General features: G+C 42.0%; 17 protein-coding genes and 1 pseudogene. 4 read left to right on the top strand and 14 right to left on the bottom strand.

The annotated features are described in order from the left end of the window. Positions 1 to 30 precede the first annotated feature (30 nt). The 4 genes from AC27HD_RS00915 to moaB all read right to left on the bottom strand — a co-directional run bounded on the left by AC27HD_RS00915 (position 31) and on the right by moaB (position 1,917). On the bottom strand, positions 31 to 504 hold the full coding sequence (locus tag AC27HD_RS00915; RefSeq protein ID WP_487103204.1) for a molybdenum cofactor biosynthesis protein MoaE: 474 nt from the start codon (positions 502 to 504) through the stop codon (positions 31 to 33). 2 nt (positions 505 to 506) lie between these two features. Next, positions 507 to 764, bottom strand: coding sequence for a MoaD/ThiS family protein (locus AC27HD_RS00910; protein ID WP_032096594.1), 258 nt, complete (start codon positions 762 to 764; stop codon positions 507 to 509). 99 nt (positions 765 to 863) lie between these two features. Continuing rightward, a complete protein-coding gene (gene moaC, locus AC27HD_RS00905; protein WP_487103202.1) occupies positions 864 to 1,379 on the bottom strand; it encodes a cyclic pyranopterin monophosphate synthase MoaC in 516 nt (171 codons plus the stop codon). A 31-nt stretch (positions 1,380 to 1,410) separates the two neighbouring features. Further along, positions 1,411 to 1,917: a molybdenum cofactor biosynthesis protein B gene (gene moaB, locus AC27HD_RS00900; RefSeq protein WP_487103200.1), complete on the bottom strand. Its 507-nt coding sequence runs from the start codon at positions 1,915 to 1,917 to the stop codon at positions 1,411 to 1,413. Positions 1,918 to 2,056: 139 nt separating this feature from the next. Between moaB and AC27HD_RS00895 the strand changes: the two genes are divergently transcribed. Both AC27HD_RS00895 and AC27HD_RS00890 read left to right on the top strand, forming a co-directional pair. Continuing rightward, complete coding sequence (locus AC27HD_RS00895; protein ID WP_487103198.1) at positions 2,057 to 2,827, top strand: HesA/MoeB/ThiF family protein; 771 nt, start codon at positions 2,057 to 2,059, stop codon at positions 2,825 to 2,827. A 54-nt stretch (positions 2,828 to 2,881) separates the two neighbouring features. After that, positions 2,882 to 3,517 carry a trimeric intracellular cation channel family protein gene (locus AC27HD_RS00890; protein WP_032096598.1) on the top strand — a complete coding sequence of 212 codons (636 nt, stop codon included), beginning with the start codon at positions 2,882 to 2,884 and terminating at the stop codon, positions 3,515 to 3,517. Between the two features lie 134 nt (positions 3,518 to 3,651). On the opposite strand, the gene AC27HD_RS00885 is transcribed toward AC27HD_RS00890, so the two are convergent. From AC27HD_RS00885 to AC27HD_RS00855, 7 genes are all read right to left on the bottom strand, one after another. Then, positions 3,652 to 6,279: a zinc-dependent metalloprotease gene (locus tag AC27HD_RS00885; protein ID WP_487103196.1), complete on the bottom strand. Its 2,628-nt coding sequence runs from the start codon at positions 6,277 to 6,279 to the stop codon at positions 3,652 to 3,654. Between the two features lie 398 nt (positions 6,280 to 6,677). Further along, positions 6,678 to 7,706, bottom strand: coding sequence for an ADP-ribosylglycohydrolase family protein (locus tag AC27HD_RS00880; RefSeq protein ID WP_487103878.1), 1,029 nt, complete (start codon positions 7,704 to 7,706; stop codon positions 6,678 to 6,680). Positions 7,707 to 8,044: 338 nt separating this feature from the next. Then, on the bottom strand, positions 8,045 to 8,716 hold the full coding sequence (locus AC27HD_RS00875) for a CPBP family intramembrane glutamic endopeptidase (protein WP_487103194.1): 672 nt from the start codon (positions 8,714 to 8,716) through the stop codon (positions 8,045 to 8,047). Positions 8,717 to 8,754: 38 nt separating this feature from the next. Further along, positions 8,755 to 8,979 (bottom strand): hypothetical protein, encoded by a 225-nt coding sequence (locus tag AC27HD_RS00870; RefSeq protein WP_487103192.1) that lies wholly within the window; start codon positions 8,977 to 8,979, stop codon positions 8,755 to 8,757. A gap of 319 nt (positions 8,980 to 9,298) precedes the next feature. Then, positions 9,299 to 10,102, bottom strand: a complete 804-nt coding sequence (locus AC27HD_RS00865; protein WP_487103190.1) for a MerR family transcriptional regulator — start codon at positions 10,100 to 10,102, stop codon at positions 9,299 to 9,301. Positions 10,103 to 10,240: 138 nt separating this feature from the next. After that, a complete protein-coding gene (locus tag AC27HD_RS00860) occupies positions 10,241 to 11,260 on the bottom strand; it encodes a capsular polysaccharide export protein, LipB/KpsS family (RefSeq protein ID WP_487103188.1) in 1,020 nt (339 codons plus the stop codon). A 411-nt stretch (positions 11,261 to 11,671) separates the two neighbouring features. Continuing rightward, the gene (locus AC27HD_RS00855) at positions 11,672 to 12,799 is read right to left on the bottom strand and encodes a M14 family metallopeptidase (protein ID WP_487103186.1); all 1,128 of its coding nucleotides are present in this window, start codon (positions 12,797 to 12,799) and stop codon (positions 11,672 to 11,674) included. Positions 12,800 to 14,162: 1,363 nt separating this feature from the next. Between AC27HD_RS00855 and AC27HD_RS00850 the strand changes: the two genes are divergently transcribed. Next, the gene (locus tag AC27HD_RS00850) at positions 14,163 to 14,396 is read left to right on the top strand and encodes a ribbon-helix-helix domain-containing protein (protein ID WP_032096605.1); all 234 of its coding nucleotides are present in this window, start codon (positions 14,163 to 14,165) and stop codon (positions 14,394 to 14,396) included. Then, entirely contained in the window at positions 14,383 to 14,646 is a 264-nt protein-coding gene (locus AC27HD_RS00845; RefSeq protein WP_487103184.1) for a type II toxin-antitoxin system RelE family toxin, read from the top strand. The genes AC27HD_RS00850 and AC27HD_RS00845 overlap by 14 nt, the downstream gene beginning before the upstream one ends. A gap of 27 nt (positions 14,647 to 14,673) precedes the next feature. On the opposite strand, the pseudogene AC27HD_RS00840 reads toward AC27HD_RS00845, so the two are convergent. The 3 genes and pseudogenes from AC27HD_RS00840 to AC27HD_RS00830 all read right to left on the bottom strand — a co-directional run bounded on the left by AC27HD_RS00840 (position 14,674) and on the right by AC27HD_RS00830 (position 17,302). Next, positions 14,674 to 15,623: pseudogene (locus AC27HD_RS00840) on the bottom strand (IS110 family RNA-guided transposase). 738 nt (positions 15,624 to 16,361) lie between these two features. Continuing rightward, entirely contained in the window at positions 16,362 to 16,928 is a 567-nt protein-coding gene (locus AC27HD_RS00835) for a hypothetical protein (protein ID WP_487103182.1), read from the bottom strand. 62 nt (positions 16,929 to 16,990) lie between these two features. Beyond that, the gene (locus tag AC27HD_RS00830; protein ID WP_487103180.1) at positions 16,991 to 17,302 is read right to left on the bottom strand and encodes a hypothetical protein; all 312 of its coding nucleotides are present in this window, start codon (positions 17,300 to 17,302) and stop codon (positions 16,991 to 16,993) included. Between the last annotated feature and the right edge of the window lie 91 nt (positions 17,303 to 17,393).

Genomic DNA, 17,393 nt, shown 5'->3' with positions numbered 1-17,393 from the left:
CCAATAATGTGAGTAAACGCGTTACTGCCCTCAACGCTCAGACATCCACTTTAGCGCAGCAGCGTCATCCGAACCTTTTGCTTCAACCCACGTGGACTTGTCGCCTTTAAACTCTTTTTTCCACAAAGGGACCGATTGTTTGAGCATGTCCATTAAAAAGCATGCGCCATCAAATGCTGCCTGTCTGTGTGTAGCAGCGCAGCCTACCCAAACAATTTGCTCGTTATTATAAATACGACCTACGCGATGCACCGCACCGGCATTGGTAAGTGAAAAGCGTTCTATCGCTTTATCTGTCAAAATAGACAGTGCTTTTTCAGTCATACCTGGATAATGCTCTAACTCAATACCGTCAATATTACCAGCGTTGTTAAAGTCTCTAACTAAGCCAGTAAATGTTACGATAGCGCCCGTATTACCTAACGTTTTAGCTTGAGTCTGTGATTGCAACTGGGCATACAAGTCGCCCTGATCGAAGTCTTGCTCCTGTATGTAAGCAAACATCGTTAGCCCCCAGTAACAGGAGGAAAAAAAGCGACTTCATCGCCTGGGCTCAACACGGTGCTGCTATCGCACAACTGCTGATTTTTAGCCGTTAAAATACTTCCCTCTAAGGCAAGTGCCCAGTTTCTGTCTAACTCTCTTAACTGCGCTATAACGTGGGCGATTGTCGCCTCCGTATCGCTATCGACAACATCGATACTCAGGGTGGGCGTTTTCGAAATTTCACGGGTTTGTGCGAATGTTTTCACCGTTATTTGCATGCTGTTCCTATGCTAAATTAATGTATGAATGCGTTAATGAAGGCTATCGTGAGGCTATTGATATGAGCCTCTGTTCACTCACATCACTGGTTAGTCACTTCACTGTTGACTCACTTCACTGCTCACTTCATTGCTGGACCAATGGCCCGTTTTTCCGCCTTTCTTTTCAAGAACCCGTACGCCTTCCATATGCATAGTCGGGTCGATGGCTTTGCACATATCAAACAGAGTGAGTAGCGCCACATTCACACCGGTCAGCGCTTCCATTTCCACACCTGTTTTACCGCTTAGCTTGCAGTAACAGGTAGCTCGTATCCGCTTTTCTTTGGGCTGAATCTCAAAATTCACGTCTACTTTAGATAACGCCAGTGGGTGGCAAAGGGGGATCAAATCACTGCACCGTTTCGCGCCTTGAATACCGGCAATTCTTGCCACTGCAAATACATCGCCTTTCGCAATTTTTGCTTCGCTTATTTGCTTGATAACGCTGTCGCTAACATAGAGAAAGCCTTGTGCAGTTGCCTCTCTTTTTGTCACACTTTTATCACTTACATCAACCATATTTGCCTGACCACCGGCATCGATGTGGCTGAATTTACCCGAAGATTCGCTCATGCTGTTTTCCTGCTCAGGGCTGTTCCCGTATTCACAGGTTCACCAAATGTTTAACGAAGTTACATGGTTTGAAATCCACATCTAACTGGCTAGCAATAATTCGCTCCCACCCAGTTCTACATGCACCTGTAGAGCCTGGCAAACAAAAAATCACCGTGTTGTTAGCAAAGCCAGCGACAGCTCTAGATTGAATAGTCGATGTGCCAATTTCTTCATAGCTTAACTGGCGGAATAGCTCTCCAAAGCCATCAACCTCTTTATCGAACAATACGCTAATCGCCTCTGGCGTGGAGTCTCGGTGGGTAAATCCAGTACCACCAGTTATGAGAATGCTATGAATGCTACTATCTGCAATCCACGAGGACACAACGGCTCGCTGTTGATATATATCGTCTTTCACAATTTCTCTAGCAGCAAGGTTATGCCCGGCGTCGGTCAATGCCTGAGTGAGGTAGTCTCCAGACTTGTCGTTATCAAGAGACCGGGTATCTGAAATAGTGAGTACGGCAATATTGAGCGGCTGGCTAACAGCAGACATATAAATTCCTAATTTGCTATGCGACATCGTGTCTGGCTTTGATAAAGTATAAACTCCCGTCAAACCAGCACAATTTTTTGTGAGTAGACACTTTATAAGGGTGTACCCCATGAATTCAATACTTAAGTTGACTTAACCTATGCGTAAAACACCTCATAGAGACCTGACTGACGAACAAGCTATGCGCTACAACCGTCATATTGTGCTGCCAAGTGTAGATTTAGAAGGGCAAGAAGCGCTGCTAAATGCAAAAGTGCTTATTGTGGGTATGGGCGGCCTAGGTAACGCCGCAGCCATGAATCTCTGTGCAAGTGGTGTTGGCACCCTCACCCTTATTGATTTCGACAGTGTAGAATTAACCAACCTTCATCGCCAAACGCTCTTTTGTGAAGTTGATGTCTCAAAAAGTAAGGTACACGCCGCCCAACAGCAGCTTGTGCAAATGAATACCGACTGTGAAATTCACACCGTTAATGAGGCGTTTGGCGAAGAACATAAAAGCCTAGTGACCTTCTGTGATGTGGTGCTTGATTGTACCGACAACGCCGATGCTCGAGACCTTATTAACAAGCTTTGCTACGCCACAGGTACGCCCTTAGTATCAGGCGCTGCTATTCGCTTTGAAGGACAGCTATTTGTTGCCATTCCCGGAAAGAGTCGCTGCTATGGGTGTTTGAGGCAGCTATTTACAGCGCCAGACTTAAGCTGTGTAGAGTCGGGAATATTTTCACCCGTCGCGAATATTGTGGGCACCTATCAGTCGTTACTTGCTATGCAGGTACTCATGAAATTTGACACTATTCCGGTAAACACCTTAATGACATTCGACGCCCTAGGGCACGAGTGGCAACGCTGGCAGCTTCCCGATACAACAGAATGTGACATTTGCGGGCCCGCTCACGCCAAGTAGAGCATAGAAATTGCATTAGCTGCTCATTGCAACGCGCTTGTAAAAGGATGTTAAATGACAGCAGAATATTTTTTAGTGCTTGGCTTAATCGGGGTGGCATTTTTTGCAGTAGCAGGCGCATTGCTTGGCTATGAAAAAAATATCAGTGGCTTTGGCGTTGTGGTAGTTGCCACCGTTACCGCACTGGGTGGGGGCACACTGCGAGATATTTTGCTAAGCAAACCCATATTTTGGATTGAAACGCCGGATTATTTATACTCAACCTACGCTGCCATTATTGCTACGGTTTTGCTTATCCGCTACCTCCCCTCCGTCAACAATTATTATTTTTTGATGGTAGATGCTATCGGCATGGCAATCTTTAATATTATGGGTATCGAAAAAGCACTCATTAGCGGTACGGGGCTGGTGGTTGCCATTACAATGGGTATTACTACCGGAATATTCGGCAGCTTGATCCGTGATGTTATATGTCGGGAAGTGCCATCGGTAATGCGAAACGAACCTTATGCGTCAGCGTGTTTAGCGGGCGGTTTAGTCTATGCCGCCTTATTTAGCCAAGACATAAGCTATATCTGGTGTATTTTAGGTTCTCTTATAACAACCATTTCTCTTAGGTTGGGCTCGTTACATTGGGGGTGGCACATCACCATCTTTAGAAAAAAGGATCGCGAAGTACAAAACAGCTAAACCACATCATTGGCTAACATGTGTTCAAGCTTGCTGCATCGCAAATGAAAAAAGCCGGCACTATCATTTGATAGTGCTGGCTTTGTTAGGCTTGTAAAAAACTATTTCAAAAGTGTCGGTAACCTTAGGTAAGGCTACGACCTACTTTTATGAAATGCTCTTTCAATACGGTCGGTAAGGTAGAATTTATGAACCTTACTCGCTCTATCACCCCGTGAGTTATCGACTAAATCACTAATCCGATTTAGCTCATAAAGCGCTGCTGCTTTGGCCAAATGATCGTAGTTGCTGGCTTTTTCTAAACCACTTATTTTAATCAACTGTTCCACATATTCCGTTTGCAGATTTCGGCGGTAGCTATTTACGTCACGCTTAATATCAGCCTCAAAAATTCCTTTTGTGAGCTCTCCCATCATTTGCTCAAGACTGTACTCATTACCATAAAGCGCCGTATCGCTCATACGCATTTGAACAGCAGGGTGAAGCAAATGGGTAAGCACATTTTTTTGTGCCCCTAGCAGCATTTTGTGTGGCTTAGGATCTTCGTTTTTCCCCATATTGTCGAAACCGCGACGCTGACGCTGAATATAAGCAAATAGCGGCTCCATGGTTTCGATAGCATTAGGCGCAAACACAAACTCGTTTAGCGTTTGCAAAGCGCGCTGCTGTAACGCCTTAGGTACTGGCTTAAAGGGCTGTTCATACCCTTCTTGCCCCACAAACGTGCGGTCTACATACACACCGCCTACATAACGCGAAACAACACTAGCTTGGCGTGCAAACTCACCAAATACGGCGTTGACGCCCACCGCGAGGTCATTGTGAGAACGATTATCAGCGAGGGTTTTGTCTTTAATTTCTGTGGCTGTTGATTTAATAAGACCAAATCGGTCTCGCGCGTATTCAACTGCATCGCCAGACATATCAAAGATATTGATTCGTGGGTCGAGGTGACGTCCCGGTGCTCGCATATCATCAGCATCGTTACCGAACGCCAGCTCTGGTTCTGCGCTGCGTGACAAAATAGCCTGCAGTCGTTTTTCTTCGGCTTCTGGGTCTGCTAGCGCAGTAGAATAACCGTATTCAATTGCCCAATCATCATAAGGCCCGGGCTTTTCTGTGTAAAAGTCGCCTTGCGTAACGCCATCAGGCGCAAAGTTAACAGAAGGGTAATCCATTACAGAGCCGGCCAAAATACCCTGTGTGACCGACGCGTCATGGGCTTCGTCATGACCGTGCAGCTGAGACGCTTTCATGTTGTGGTTAAGCCCTAGGGTATGACCCACTTCATGCAAAATTAGGTAATGCATGGCTTGCCTAAGAAGCTTGTCTTTCTCAATATCGCCCATCCCTTTGGCTAGTGACGCATATTCACCAAAAAGCAGTCCAGCATTAAGCTCGTGGCCCAATGAACAGTATTGCGCGGCATCGTCATCTAACGACGAGGGCATTTGCGATGAAAGAGAGCTAGCCCCGTCGGTAAACATTTCACCTGCTATCCAGCGCCCTTTCATAAAGCTGTATTCCAGCATGATATCAGAGGCAATAATTTGTCCCGTTAACGGGTTGGCAACGCTTGGACCGTAACCGCCAAATGGGGGTCTTGGTGATGACGTCCAGCGCAGCACGTTGTAGCGAACATCTTCGGCTTTCCAATCTGCATCATCAGGTTGAATACGCACTTCGATGGCATTGCTAATACCGGCTTTTTCAAACGCGGAATTCCAACTTAATGTTGCATTACGTATAGTGTCTCGCCACTCATCGGGGGTTGTATTTTCAATCCACCATACTATGGGCTCGACGGGGTCTGACACCGCTGCGTTCGGATCTTTCTTTTCTAAATGCCAGCGGTTTATCACATCGCGACCGATAAAGGTTTGATCAGTGGTTAGATCGTCAAATTGCTTACCAAAATAACCAATTCTTGGGTCATCTCTACGGGATGCAAAGTTGTTATCAGGCAGCTCAATAAAGGCATGTTGCAAACTAATTGTGGTGTAGCGAGGGTCGGTAATATAGTTGCCGCCACGTACCTTTGGGGTGTCATTTTCAAAAACGTAATCCACTACGATGTGGGTGTTTGCTGGGAAATTGTCGATAGCAGCAATCTTACTTTTATCATCACTAAGCTTACCCAACTTAAAGCGTTTCTTCTCTGCTTCTGGTCTTGACGACGGCATTGGCGCTACGCGGTGAAGCTTTTGATTTTTCACCACGTCTTCTAGCTTTATCGCTATGCGTCCGTCTTCCTCATTCACAATTTTAGTGGATACCAGCACGGCCTCGCTTGTATTAGCATTGGCGGCTTTGCTTATGGCGTTGTCAGGATCGAAATAATAGCGAGGTGTCATTGCCACAATTTCAATGCGGTCAAAAACACGACGCATTTCAATGAGGCGATGTTGGCGAAAACCGCCGCGAAAATGCCCTGCATCCACTACACCTTCAACAGTATTGGCGAAGTATAAAAACGGCTTATTCAGTTTAACTTCATCAATAACCATTAAAGCCGTACCGTCTTCGCTGTCTTGATACACAGGCAAATAGCCGTCGTAAACAATTTTATCTTTTAGCGTTTGAGCAAGAGTTTGTTCTTCAGTGCTCTCGTCTTTAATCTCTTCCTTGATTTCTTTTTTGATTTCTTCCTTAGCTTCTGAAATCGACTCTTTATTCTCGTCTTGAGCATAGACATTATGGCTTATTGCTGACGTGCTCAATAAAGCGATCATCAGCGCTTGGTTTATTTTATTGAATTTCATAGAGTTTCCTGTCTAACTATTTTTATCGTTATGATGTAGGCTTGTCGCACTACTTTATTAGAATTTTTTATACTAACTGACGCGTTATGACTTAGTATCTTACATATCAAAAAGGTTGTTTTGTAAACTATCGCGTTTTGTTGCCAATAGACCGTTGGAAATGTTGCAAAATGTGTCAATGCTGACAGTTTTGTCTTTTTTTTCGCCGTTAACGCCTACTGGACTTATTTGAGTGACTTATTTGATAAAAAGGCCAATGAAGAATGTGAGCTGATGGGGTGTGCAGACAAAAGCGCCTAGAGTGACGTATCCACTTAAGGCGCTTACAACTAGCATTTTTCTACTAAAGGTATCTCTTAGATTTTCTATTAAAAATAGCGAATTAAACAGACAGGCATTTATTGAAGTGATTTGCCCGCATGGTTAATTTCAGCACTTAATTGCTCTGCATCGCTTAGTTCGCTGTAAAGGCTATCGATGGGCTCGCCAGCGATAAGTCCTACGATACTGCCTAGCACAAAGCCTCTGTGCACATTGTCACCGCCTACGTTAGTATTAGCGAGCAGCGCTTTTTTACTGTCATCACTATAGCGATAAGCGAAGTAAAGAATACTCGGCCACGCACCTGAGATATAGCATGCTGGAGAATAGGTGTGCCCTACCACTTCCATGTCACTTTTCTTCTTCGCAACTAACTTAGGTAACGACAAACCCATTGATCGCGTAGCGATATCTTCTAGTATCTCCTGCGCCGATTCGCCTTCTTGGTGCAATAGGCGAAACAACAGTTCAACATAGAAATCGCACACCATGGCTAAATCATCACTAGGGTGAGTTAGCACTAAGTGCTCTCTGCATACTCTTTGTGTCGCAGTCAGTTCGTCCTCTCGTACCGCCGCGCTAAGCGCAAGTGGCGCAATGGTAACAAACCCACCTATTGAGGCAGTATCATGGGTTACTGCACCGCACTTATGTGCAGGCTTTCCAGCCTCTAAATTGGCAAAAAAACCGCGATGATAAGACTCAGCGTAGGTGTCAGGATGTTGCGGCTGGCTAGCGGTTAGCATTTTTATATATTCGTCTAAAAATTCGTCCCGCTGATAGCCCCTTGATAAGCATCTCAACATTACTCTGGCGCAATGGGCATTCAACGTATTCTCACCGGCTTTCATACCTTGATGGTAATGTTGATTCGCGCCCGTCCAATATTGTCGCTTACCTTTCAAAATCACGTCACCGACAATCTCTTTTTTAGCCTGACGCGACGCTCTTGCCCTGCCCCCTTCGCTGGTAGAGTGCAGAGACATAATTGACGAGGGATGATAAGAAGGCGCATCTTCAAACTTTACAATGCCACCGTTAAACGCTTTGAAGATATCACCCGGGTTGTAATACCAATGAACTGGCATGGCCAGGGCATCACCAATAAACGCATTTTTTAATGCGGCTTCAAAACGCCTCTCAAAAAGATGCTGAGATGCTGAAGAAGTATTTTCCTCTTGTTTTAGTAATGAGCTTTCTGACGATGTAGCCAATGCTTTGTCTCCTAATCTAAACAAATTGTTTCTACTACCCTAGTGGCAGAACAAACTGAAAATTTGAATGCGTTGTTCTTCTCACTCTCTTTAGACTTTTTGCAATAAAGCCTGGCAAATTACTTTTTGGAAATTTGATGCCAAGAGAGGTGTTAGTAAGAAGTTATACGCAGAGTTGGATAAGAATGATCGTATTGGTTGGTTTTGGAATTTAGGCCGCTTAAACAGCACTAAACACTTGAGAAATGAATAATACAGATGGCACAAAACGAGTAAAAATTATACATGCTATGAGCTAATATTGAGTAAGACAAACTTCCAGATAAAAGTCTTATGTAACCAAGAAATAGACCAACAAGAAAAATAGAAATAAAAGTAGAAACATGTTCATATTGGGTATGTATTAAGCTAAAAATAGCCGATGAGATAATCACATTAATATGTTGATTTAAATAAATAAGTTTTTTAAAAAGCCATCCTCGAAATAAACACTCTTCAACTAAAGGAGCAGCAACACATACGGCGAAAAACATTGTCACCATTGAAATAGTATTGCCAGCTAAAGTTGTCGCATTCAGCATTGCGGCTTCATCTTTTACATTGAGAAACTCTCCCGCATATTTCGATAGAGCCCATAAGCATAAAGTTATAAACAGGATTTTCATTGATATACGGGCATTGGTTTTACCAAGGTTTAAAAAATCAATCTTTTTTGATTTTTCATCACCTGGAGTAACCATAATTAAAAGAGGTATAAAAAAAACGGCAGATAAGGAAATTGAAATAAAGGGACGAAGCTCAGAATACTTTAGAGAAAATTCAGAAGATAAGCATCTTATCACCACTTCCGATAATAACGAGGGGGCAATATAAATCAGGAAGGAGAGGAATACGTAAAGCAATGCATTCAGAGTAAAAGCCTATATAAATTTAGATTTTTTTAAAAGGCTGAGCGTGTATATAAGCACACATCACAAATCCTTTGAGAAAAATTTAAAAATCGATTAGTTGCAGCCATCGGATCACTAAAATTGTGACTTGTGTTGCTCCAATCAGCTTGCAGTGCAGCATCAAGTAGCTTACCGCCTGCGTAACCCATTAGAAACTCTATTAATTTATTACCGCCACTCACTTGCTTTATTTCATTTACGTTTAACTCATCCATAATTTTATTCATCCTTTGAATCAAATTTAAATCAATGCCAGCGCCCCATCGCCTCACAAATAAACATTAGAAAATAAATCACTAATGAAAACTGGAGAAGTTAAATTTAAAACGGATTTTTTCTACTAGTCAATTGAATACCTTGCCCCCCCTTTAAAACTAGTTCTTAGTTCAGGTAAAAAATTTAAGAAGATTTAAGCAGGTTTTTATCTGAGAATAATAACTTGAATCAGTACATAAACTGACTCTGCATCATTTGCTCTTGGACTGCTTGAACTTGCAGAACTCAAGCTGAGTCCACTTATATTAATACGCGAGCTTATTGCAACTTAACAAACTCTTCTTCATTTTGCTTAAGTGAGTTTTCCGCAAAAAAGTTCATTGCATCGAAATAGTGGTTTGCTAAGCCCTTTTGGAGTGTTTCATAAATATCAACAACGACGCTGTCTAGCCTACCATCTGCGATAATTACCTTTAAAAGATCGTAATCAACACCTGAGAAATCATCCTTAGATTTGTAAAACATACGATTCATTATGATGTAGGCTTCTTTTATAAGTTTTTGTACTTCACTCTCATAAACAGGTAGATGGGTCACTTCCATATAACGGCGGGTCCATTCGTCTGCTTCACCTTTGATATTGTGAACATCTTCTTCAGGAAGTTTTCCATAGAACTCGAAAACCTCATCACCATTTTCATCTTGTTTAATCTGAGACTTCCACTCGTCCACTTTAGCCTGTGGTAACCCTTTTAGGATTGCATCTAAATTTTCTTCGCCTTTAGCCATCTTTATTGACACCTCGATACGTTTAATCATGTCGTTAGTATTTTCACGACGTTGTACTAGAAGCTCATGCTGTTTGTGTAGTGCACTCAACAGGTCGAAGTTATCGGCGTTTATGATGTTAGCAATATCATCTAAAGTCATGTCCATCTGTCTGTAGATAATAATTTGTTGTAACAATGCAGCGTCATAGTCAGAGTAAAAACGGTATCCGTTAATGTCTCTTTTGGCTTTAAGTAAGTCTTTTTGATCATAAAAGTGCAAAGTGCGCACGCTTATACCGCTTGCCTTACTCAACTGCCCAACACTGTATTTGTCTTTTTTCGCCGTTTTCATTACGCATTACCAGAGCTTATTGCTTTCTCACATGGTTCCCTTGAAGCAATACTTTGAAGTATTACCTTAGGTGAGGGTCAACTCTTTTTAATTATATAATTTTTTGCGGCGATTTATCTTTTATAGCAGAAACCTGCATTAATGTTGCGCTGCCACGCTTTTTGAAAGTAAATCTTGTTGCGTCAAACGCTTGGTTAGCGCATCAACGTGAGCATCATCAAACTTATTCCAGGCCGTGGGAATAACATAGTGTTCGTGTAAAAAGTGTAGAAAACCATTTTTGATTTCAGGCTCGCCGTGGCAAGCATCAAGTTGATTTAACTTTTTAAGCAGTGCTGCTTCAGATTCGATTGATTCACACACACCACGAATGCCGTAGCACGCCTCACCCATTGTCATTACAGATTTTCCTAATAGTAATGACTCAATGCCTACGGTTGAGTTGATTGTTAGCACGGCTTGAGACCGCTCGATTAACTGCTGTGTCTCGCACTGATTAGCAAACACAATTCGAGGATGGCGATTATGCAATTCATCGTATCGCTTTACCTCAGAAGGATGCTCTTTAATAACAATATGTAAATGGGGGTTATCTGTTTTATCAATGACGTTTACAAGGTGCTGATATAGTTGCCCCATGCATTTTATCCACGGCGAATTTGAAATAATTTGACTGTCAGTTTCAACCTGAAAAGGCACGAAAATATACTGCTCAGGCAACGCCGCTGCATCCACTCCCTTTTGTTTCTGTGCTACAGGCGCTCTTGACACCAAGGTACGAGGAAGTGATTTTTCACTATTGAATTGGCGGTAAAATTCACCCTCTTTAGGAAGAGAATTTTTGCAATTTACACCAGACCAGTCGCAGGTTGTTGAATTAGGTAATAAGCCGTTTTCAAAATAAACCACCTCCTTACCCACTACTTTCGCAGCTTCTGCAATTGACGAACTGGGTAACTTTTGACCGTTCCAAACGCCTACTACATCGGCATTCGATTTAACGATTAAGTCGATACTCTTTGCTATATCCAGCATGATGATAACGCGCATTACAAATCGATAGATTGCCCATAAAAACGACTTTGATACAGTGGGGTGTGATGCCGCTTTTTTGGCCAAATAGAAATATAAAAGCGCATTGATGTCGGTTTGTTTCACTAGCTTTAAATGTCTTAAATGAGACGGCAAAAAAAGATGTTTGTTTATCTTTATCACGTCCACATTCAAACTGCTGCGCGAAGCAAAAGCTTTAAAATATTTTATGTGAGAGCTGCCTCTGGCAATAAACAAAAATTTGCTGTCGCTCTTTACGTTTTTGACTGTCTGATCTTTCATAAACACGTTTCACTTTTAAACTCTGATACGTATTTATAAATGCTTTATGTTGCCGAAAATTGACAGGTAAACAAAATGTCGAGGCATATACCTACAGTGTAACTCTAGGCTTAATAAAGTTGATAAACGCAGTCACCCGCTCAGATACAGCCGACGACTTATAATAAACAGCATTTACCAACTCTCGGTCTGTGCATTAGCACGTATTTATTAGATAGCTAAAACAACTACAAACTACAGCTCGAAGTAATTAGTGAAACATTTGAACAGCTGGGTACCGCTTAATACAGAGGCTGAAGGAAAATTCAGCATAGGGATAAGATCGCATGGAGCGTACAACATCCTGCTGCCTTGGCTATTGTCCAATTCATCAATGTCGAGTATTTGTGCGAGCGGCTCACCTTTTTGCACTTTTTGCCCAGGCTTGGCAATGTACTCCACCATGCCGCCAAAATCAGAATATAAGGTTTTGTAGTCTCGCAGATACACACCTAATCTCGTCATTTCAGCGGGTGTGAAATCACTATCCACCAATACGCCTTTGCCATTGAGGTAACTCAAAATACTGTGGGCATCCACACCACCCTCGCCAAAGTTAATCACTTCTTGGCTTCCCATCTCAAGAGTAAATGCTTCAACGTTACACTGTATGTTTCGCCCTAGATTTTGCTTCACAGAGTCTTGTAATGTCCACCAAGGGCAAAACGTCGCTTCATCAAGTGCACCGGCAAACACGTTTGGTATAAAGATATTGTGAGGAATATTGAAGAGCAACGCACTGTCTTTTGCGTACTCAGGAATGTAAATATGCCGCGTTGATACAGGTCCGTTGTGTAAATCGAGTACGAAGTCTGCATTTACCGCAAGTTGCTGCAGCTTTAAATTGAGTTGTTGAGCTAGCCCAAGTCCCCAAGGCTCTGCAAGCTTCTTCCCGATTGATGCTAACAAGTGAGCGCGAAAACGCTGTTTAATAACATCAACAGGCTCTTCAGGTGTCACTGTTTTCGCGAACTGTTCTACCGCGGCTTGGTCGTAAAAATAGCCACGGTTCCAGTTAGTACCGTTGACAGGGTCAAAACGACCCAGTGTGTATTCGCCCGACTTGATATTAGTGCCTACAGGATTGCAGTTAGGGACTAAAATAATTTTTCCTCTGATATCGGTATTTTTTAGTTCCTTGATCAGATGATAAATCACCACGTTACCCTGCACTTCAGCGCCGTGAATAGAAGACTGAATGTAAACAGTAGGCCCAGGTTTGCTGCCGGAAAAAGTATACACAGGCACATTTAAATTACGGCCTGATGCGTTTTGAGCAACAACTAAATATTCTTTTTTTAACTGCGTATTATTAGCGGACATATTCACTCTGACATCTTTAAGTTTTGGAGCGCTTCTGGCCCCCTTTTTCTTCGCTATGCAACTTAACACAAATAGAACGGCGCTATTAGGGTAAGAGTACCTGAGAGAGGCTAAGACCGACCACGCCTGTCATTACGAACCACCTCTGCGAAAGCACGCAGAGTAGCACCAAGGTGGAGATTTTCAACCATTGGCGTGGCTGAACGTAGTATTTTAAAGCTGGTATCGTTTAATTAATACTGCCAGGCCGCTATTGGTTTTAAGAGGTAATTACTGACATCAAAATTTGATTGCTGGTAATTTTTTAAGCTATGCTGAGAAAAGTTCTCAACAAGGAGTTTATTATGCAGGAATTGTGGTTTTTACTACCCATGTTGGTATTGATCGCAGGTTCTCTATTTATAATAAATAAAGCGAATCATGATGATTGATTCGCGGTTGGTAGCCTAAAACGGGTTTTATCAGTTTTATCAGTTTTGTCAGTTTTGTCATTATCATTCTACGTTTCAACTCGTCTGAAAAGTAAGTGAAGTAGCCGTTGATTTATTGCAGACTTATTGGCAACTATGGGCAAATTACAACCGTAAGGTAAGCAGATAACAAACGTCAGCTAATCCGACATTGCGGACATAAACCATTTACTGAGGTGCCGACAGAAAAGTGCCAATAAAGGTCTGCTTTTAATGTTTAGTAGTTAAAAAGATTCTAAATATCGTGCAAAAAAACTGAATATCTATACATGTTTTACAACTTTCTCCTATATTCAGGAAAACGACCCGATCGCTCGTTTTTGTCCGAAGCAAAGTCATTCTGATTTTCTTGCACCCATTGTACTCTTTGCCTTTCAGAAACTTGGCAATGATGACACTATGGAAAAAAACGAGCGCAAATTCGGTAGAAAAACGCGCAACTTGCGCACTAATAAATTGTTGGGTAACCATGGGGGGTTATGAGTTTTTATAAATTACTCAAATGCTGGCAAGAGGACTTTATAGCTGTCAGGCGTAACTATAAGTTTATGGGGTCTGTATTCTTATTCTTCACGCTACTGGGTATAACCGTAAGCTTAAATCAAATATTCGTACATCTTTTGGGTTTTACAGATGCTTATTTTACGAATGTCGCATCTCAAATAATTGTCCCATTAGTATTAACTGTTGCCACGTATCCTAGAGATAAAATTACCTAACAATCGCATCAATAGCGGACACACAAATGGCTTGGCTTGTGTTCGTCCCTCACAAAATTTTAGCCAAGCCATTTGTGCCGCTTATGCGGGAGTTAGGTACTCTTGAGCAAAAATTAGCCCAAATGACATTTTAACGCTATAATGTTTTAACATTACTTGAGTGGAGACTTATTCATGAGTGCTTTATCAAAACGATCAACCGTCTACTTCGAACCAGCCATTCATAATGCTTTGAAACTGCGGGCAGCATCATCAGATACCTCAATATCAGAACTGATTGATGAAGCAGTAAGACTCCTTATGAAAGAAGATCAAGAAGATTTGGCTGCAGTAAGACAAAGGGCCAAAGAGCCTGAAATTTCCTATGAGGACTTGCTAAACAGTTTGGAAGCTGATGGAAAAATATAGCGTCACTTTCAAGAAATCAGTAGCAAAAGATTTTAGGGCAATTCCCAAGTCGGACGTTAAAAAAATCCTCGCCAAAATTGACTTATTAGCTGAAAACCCGCGAAGGGATGGAGCAATTAAGCTTAGTGGACTCTACTTGTATCGTATCCGACAAGGCCTTTATAGAATAATTTATGAAATCCGAGAAACTGAACTTGTTGTACAGGTGATAAAAATCGGGCATCGCTCTGATGTTTATAAACGTACCTAACAAACGACTATGGCGTCAACCTTGAATTTAAACTACTTTTTCTTCCCACATGACACCACCTCTGACCATTGAATTTAGTATTACAACCCTCTTTCTTACACAGGCTATTATCGCTACTTTTTTCGGTTTCCCTGCCTCAACTAGACGTTCGTAAAACGACTTAAACTTCGGATTACATTGCATCGCAGACATTATCGCCATAAAAAGAACTGTACGGACTTGATGACGACCTCCCTGTGTAACCTGTTTACCTTTGTACTTTCCACTTTCTTTGTTCATTGGTGAACACCAACTAGCGCAGCGACTTGTTTACTGTTCATTAATCCTAGCTCTGGCAAGTAGCTTATTAGCGCTGCTGCCGACACTTTCCCTATTCCAGACATGCTCTGCACAAGCTTACTCTTCGCACTATAATCTGGGCAACTTTCTATAAGCTCTGCTAACTCATCGTTCATCTTTTCAATGTGCTTTTTCTATATCAATAATATCGCTTTGATACTCAACTGGACTGATTTCGGCATAATCTGAAGACGATTCTTTTCTTTGGTTTGCATTTCTATCAACTGATTTCTTAGTCGTACGATATCTGCCATCTTCTGCATATTCTCTGGCTTTAGCGTCGGCAGTTTTGGCTGTATCACTTCGCCGAACTGAACTATTAAAGCGGCGTCCAGCTTATCCGTTTTAGCTCTTCGGCCTATCGCACCTGCAAAGCGCTTAACATGAACTGGATTGACGACACTGAACGCTATGCCAGCCTTGGCACAAGCATCGACAAATTCAGCTTAATAACGTCCCGTTGACTCGATAACTACACGCTCGATGTCGAGCCTCCGCAGACGTTTTATCGCCTCGCCAATGCATTTCTTGTTATTACTGACTTTGAAATATTCGTTTAATGGACGAATATGAATATCGAGAAAATTCTTACCGGTATCTACGCCTACGTTTATGTTTTGCACTAAGGTTTTATTCATAATAATCTAACTCTGGCTTGCTAAATGCGAGCTCGGGGCCCAGTCGACTATTCGAGTATGTTGCTTGGAGTACCGTGTAGCGTTCGAGTTTGTTATCGGTCTCTCTATTGAGGATCCACTCAATCGCCGAACTACTACACAGCCAACTTTGGTTGCAGCCAAAGTCTGGGCCTCACTTTACCCATCTTCGAAAAGGAATGTCGTGTATTTAGGGAAGAATTATCCATACAAAAAAATTAAGCTCGCCCGCCGCGCGGGCTGGGCCGCAAACACGCGGTGCGGCTTCGCCACCGTAGCCTGCCTATTTGTCTCCCACACCTAAAAGTTAATGTCGGCTTTAGGTTGTTTTTGCCAACCTATTGATGGCAAAATTCCGACAAAACGAACATAAGCACGGGCTTTTCTTTCGACGGGTTTCAGGCCCAAATCGAACATTAACGCTAAGCTAATGGGCAAATGTTGTTGGGTTGATTTATGCCTGCGAAGCAGAATAGCGACTCAGCAAAAATTTGTCCGGTTGAGCACCTTGTATGCGGTATTATATTTTTTGTATAAAAGAAACTACTTATTTATCGGGACGGCGTTCATATCCGAACAGTTACATACGTAAAAGCGCATGGGGTTTGGACCGCTACGCACTTTTTTCAATATAATTATATGCCTGACACGTTGTATGCGCCGTTGTCCGAGCACCGAACGGCTATGGAGGAAGATAGCTCAACGTGAGAGGTGTATAATTTATTGCTCGTTTTCTTGATCGCTTTCGAGGTTGTCGTTAAATTGACTTAGAGATCCAAATTTTACTACGTGGGCTTTTTGGTAGCCTGCTTCAATCTGCTTATGTTTATGAAATAATTCCCTGAACTTTTCATCTTCAACATATATTTTTTCAATAATCGCGAGGTGCTCTTCTCGTTTTTTTCTATTCTCCGTTGAACCTGAATCTGCCACTCGTTGCGCTACATAAAAGCCCCCGGCCCCCAGGAAAAATGCATCTTCAAATAATTCCCTTTTAATTCTAGTGTCGTAACCACTGGAACAGACTCGTTCCTTAAAGTTTGAATTCGGTATACTGACTCGACGACACTTTATTTTGAAATCTGTATTGCTAATGGAGTCATTTAGATAATTTCTGACTTCGTCTCTGGAATCCAAAAATTCTTGCCTCCATGCTTGATATGGCTTAGAACCGTAAACTTCAACCACTTCCACATCCTGACTTTGATTGTCAGTTTCTTGAGAGTTTGCGTCAACACTAAGACTGAGTGCAATAACTAACGCTGAACTGCATAATGCTGCTTTCATAGTAAATTCCGTTTAAATAGAAGTTAAGAACAGGAACAAAATATTTATGCCTGCAATAAGGCTTAAACTATATGTTTAGTCGCCGCCAGGCAGTTCGTAAAGCAAATCCCATTTTTGGTTTTAGGTTCCTGAGAAAGTAGAATAAAATCATTGCCGTCAGAAGATCCGATTACAATTCTTCTAGAAACCATCACTGTGGCCAATATGTTTGATGGGCAGGTAGGGTAAGTATATGAATCTGTAAGGGTGATTTCCTCGGGTTCTTGAAAAGTATCCGCTGGAGTGTAACCGCATACCGTCACATATTCGTCGTTTGCCATCGAAAATTGAGACAAAGCAAGTAAAGAAAAGCCTAGTAACATCCTGAATTTCATAAAAACTCCTGTAAAAATTTTGTACCATCACGGTACAAATATAAAACATCACAAAACAGGACGGTAAGTCAAATTTTATTTTCCATTACAT

The sequence above is a fragment of the Alteromonas sp. 4NS20-0143 genome (assembly GCF_057542855.1).
This window is presented reverse-complemented; position numbering and strand designations above follow the sequence as displayed.

What these genes read in the sequence shown, in the direction of transcription:
- AC27HD_RS00915 (WP_487103204.1), bottom strand. Translation starts at nt 504, where the DNA reads ATGTTTGCTTACATACAGGAGCAAGACTTCGATCAGGGCGACTTGTAT.
- AC27HD_RS00910 (WP_032096594.1), bottom strand. Translation starts at nt 764, where the DNA reads ATGCAAATAACGGTGAAAACATTCGCACAAACCCGTGAAATTTCGAAA.
- moaC (WP_487103202.1), bottom strand. Translation starts at nt 1,379, where the DNA reads ATGAGCGAATCTTCGGGTAAATTCAGCCACATCGATGCCGGTGGTCAG.
- moaB (WP_487103200.1), bottom strand. Translation starts at nt 1,917, where the DNA reads ATGTCTGCTGTTAGCCAGCCGCTCAATATTGCCGTACTCACTATTTCA.
- AC27HD_RS00895 (WP_487103198.1), top strand. Translation starts at nt 2,057, where the DNA reads ATGCGTAAAACACCTCATAGAGACCTGACTGACGAACAAGCTATGCGC.
- AC27HD_RS00890 (WP_032096598.1), top strand. Translation starts at nt 2,882, where the DNA reads ATGACAGCAGAATATTTTTTAGTGCTTGGCTTAATCGGGGTGGCATTT.
- AC27HD_RS00885 (WP_487103196.1), bottom strand. Translation starts at nt 6,279, where the DNA reads ATGAAATTCAATAAAATAAACCAAGCGCTGATGATCGCTTTATTGAGC.
- AC27HD_RS00870 (WP_487103192.1), bottom strand. Translation starts at nt 8,979, where the DNA reads ATGGATGAGTTAAACGTAAATGAAATAAAGCAAGTGAGTGGCGGTAAT.
- AC27HD_RS00865 (WP_487103190.1), bottom strand. Translation starts at nt 10,102, where the DNA reads ATGAAAACGGCGAAAAAAGACAAATACAGTGTTGGGCAGTTGAGTAAG.
- AC27HD_RS00855 (WP_487103186.1), bottom strand. Translation starts at nt 12,799, where the DNA reads ATGTCCGCTAATAATACGCAGTTAAAAAAAGAATATTTAGTTGTTGCT.
- AC27HD_RS00850 (WP_032096605.1), top strand. Translation starts at nt 14,163, where the DNA reads ATGAGTGCTTTATCAAAACGATCAACCGTCTACTTCGAACCAGCCATT.
- AC27HD_RS00845 (WP_487103184.1), top strand. Translation starts at nt 14,383, where the DNA reads ATGGAAAAATATAGCGTCACTTTCAAGAAATCAGTAGCAAAAGATTTT.
- AC27HD_RS00835 (WP_487103182.1), bottom strand. Translation starts at nt 16,928, where the DNA reads ATGAAAGCAGCATTATGCAGTTCAGCGTTAGTTATTGCACTCAGTCTT.
- AC27HD_RS00830 (WP_487103180.1), bottom strand. Translation starts at nt 17,302, where the DNA reads ATGAAATTCAGGATGTTACTAGGCTTTTCTTTACTTGCTTTGTCTCAA.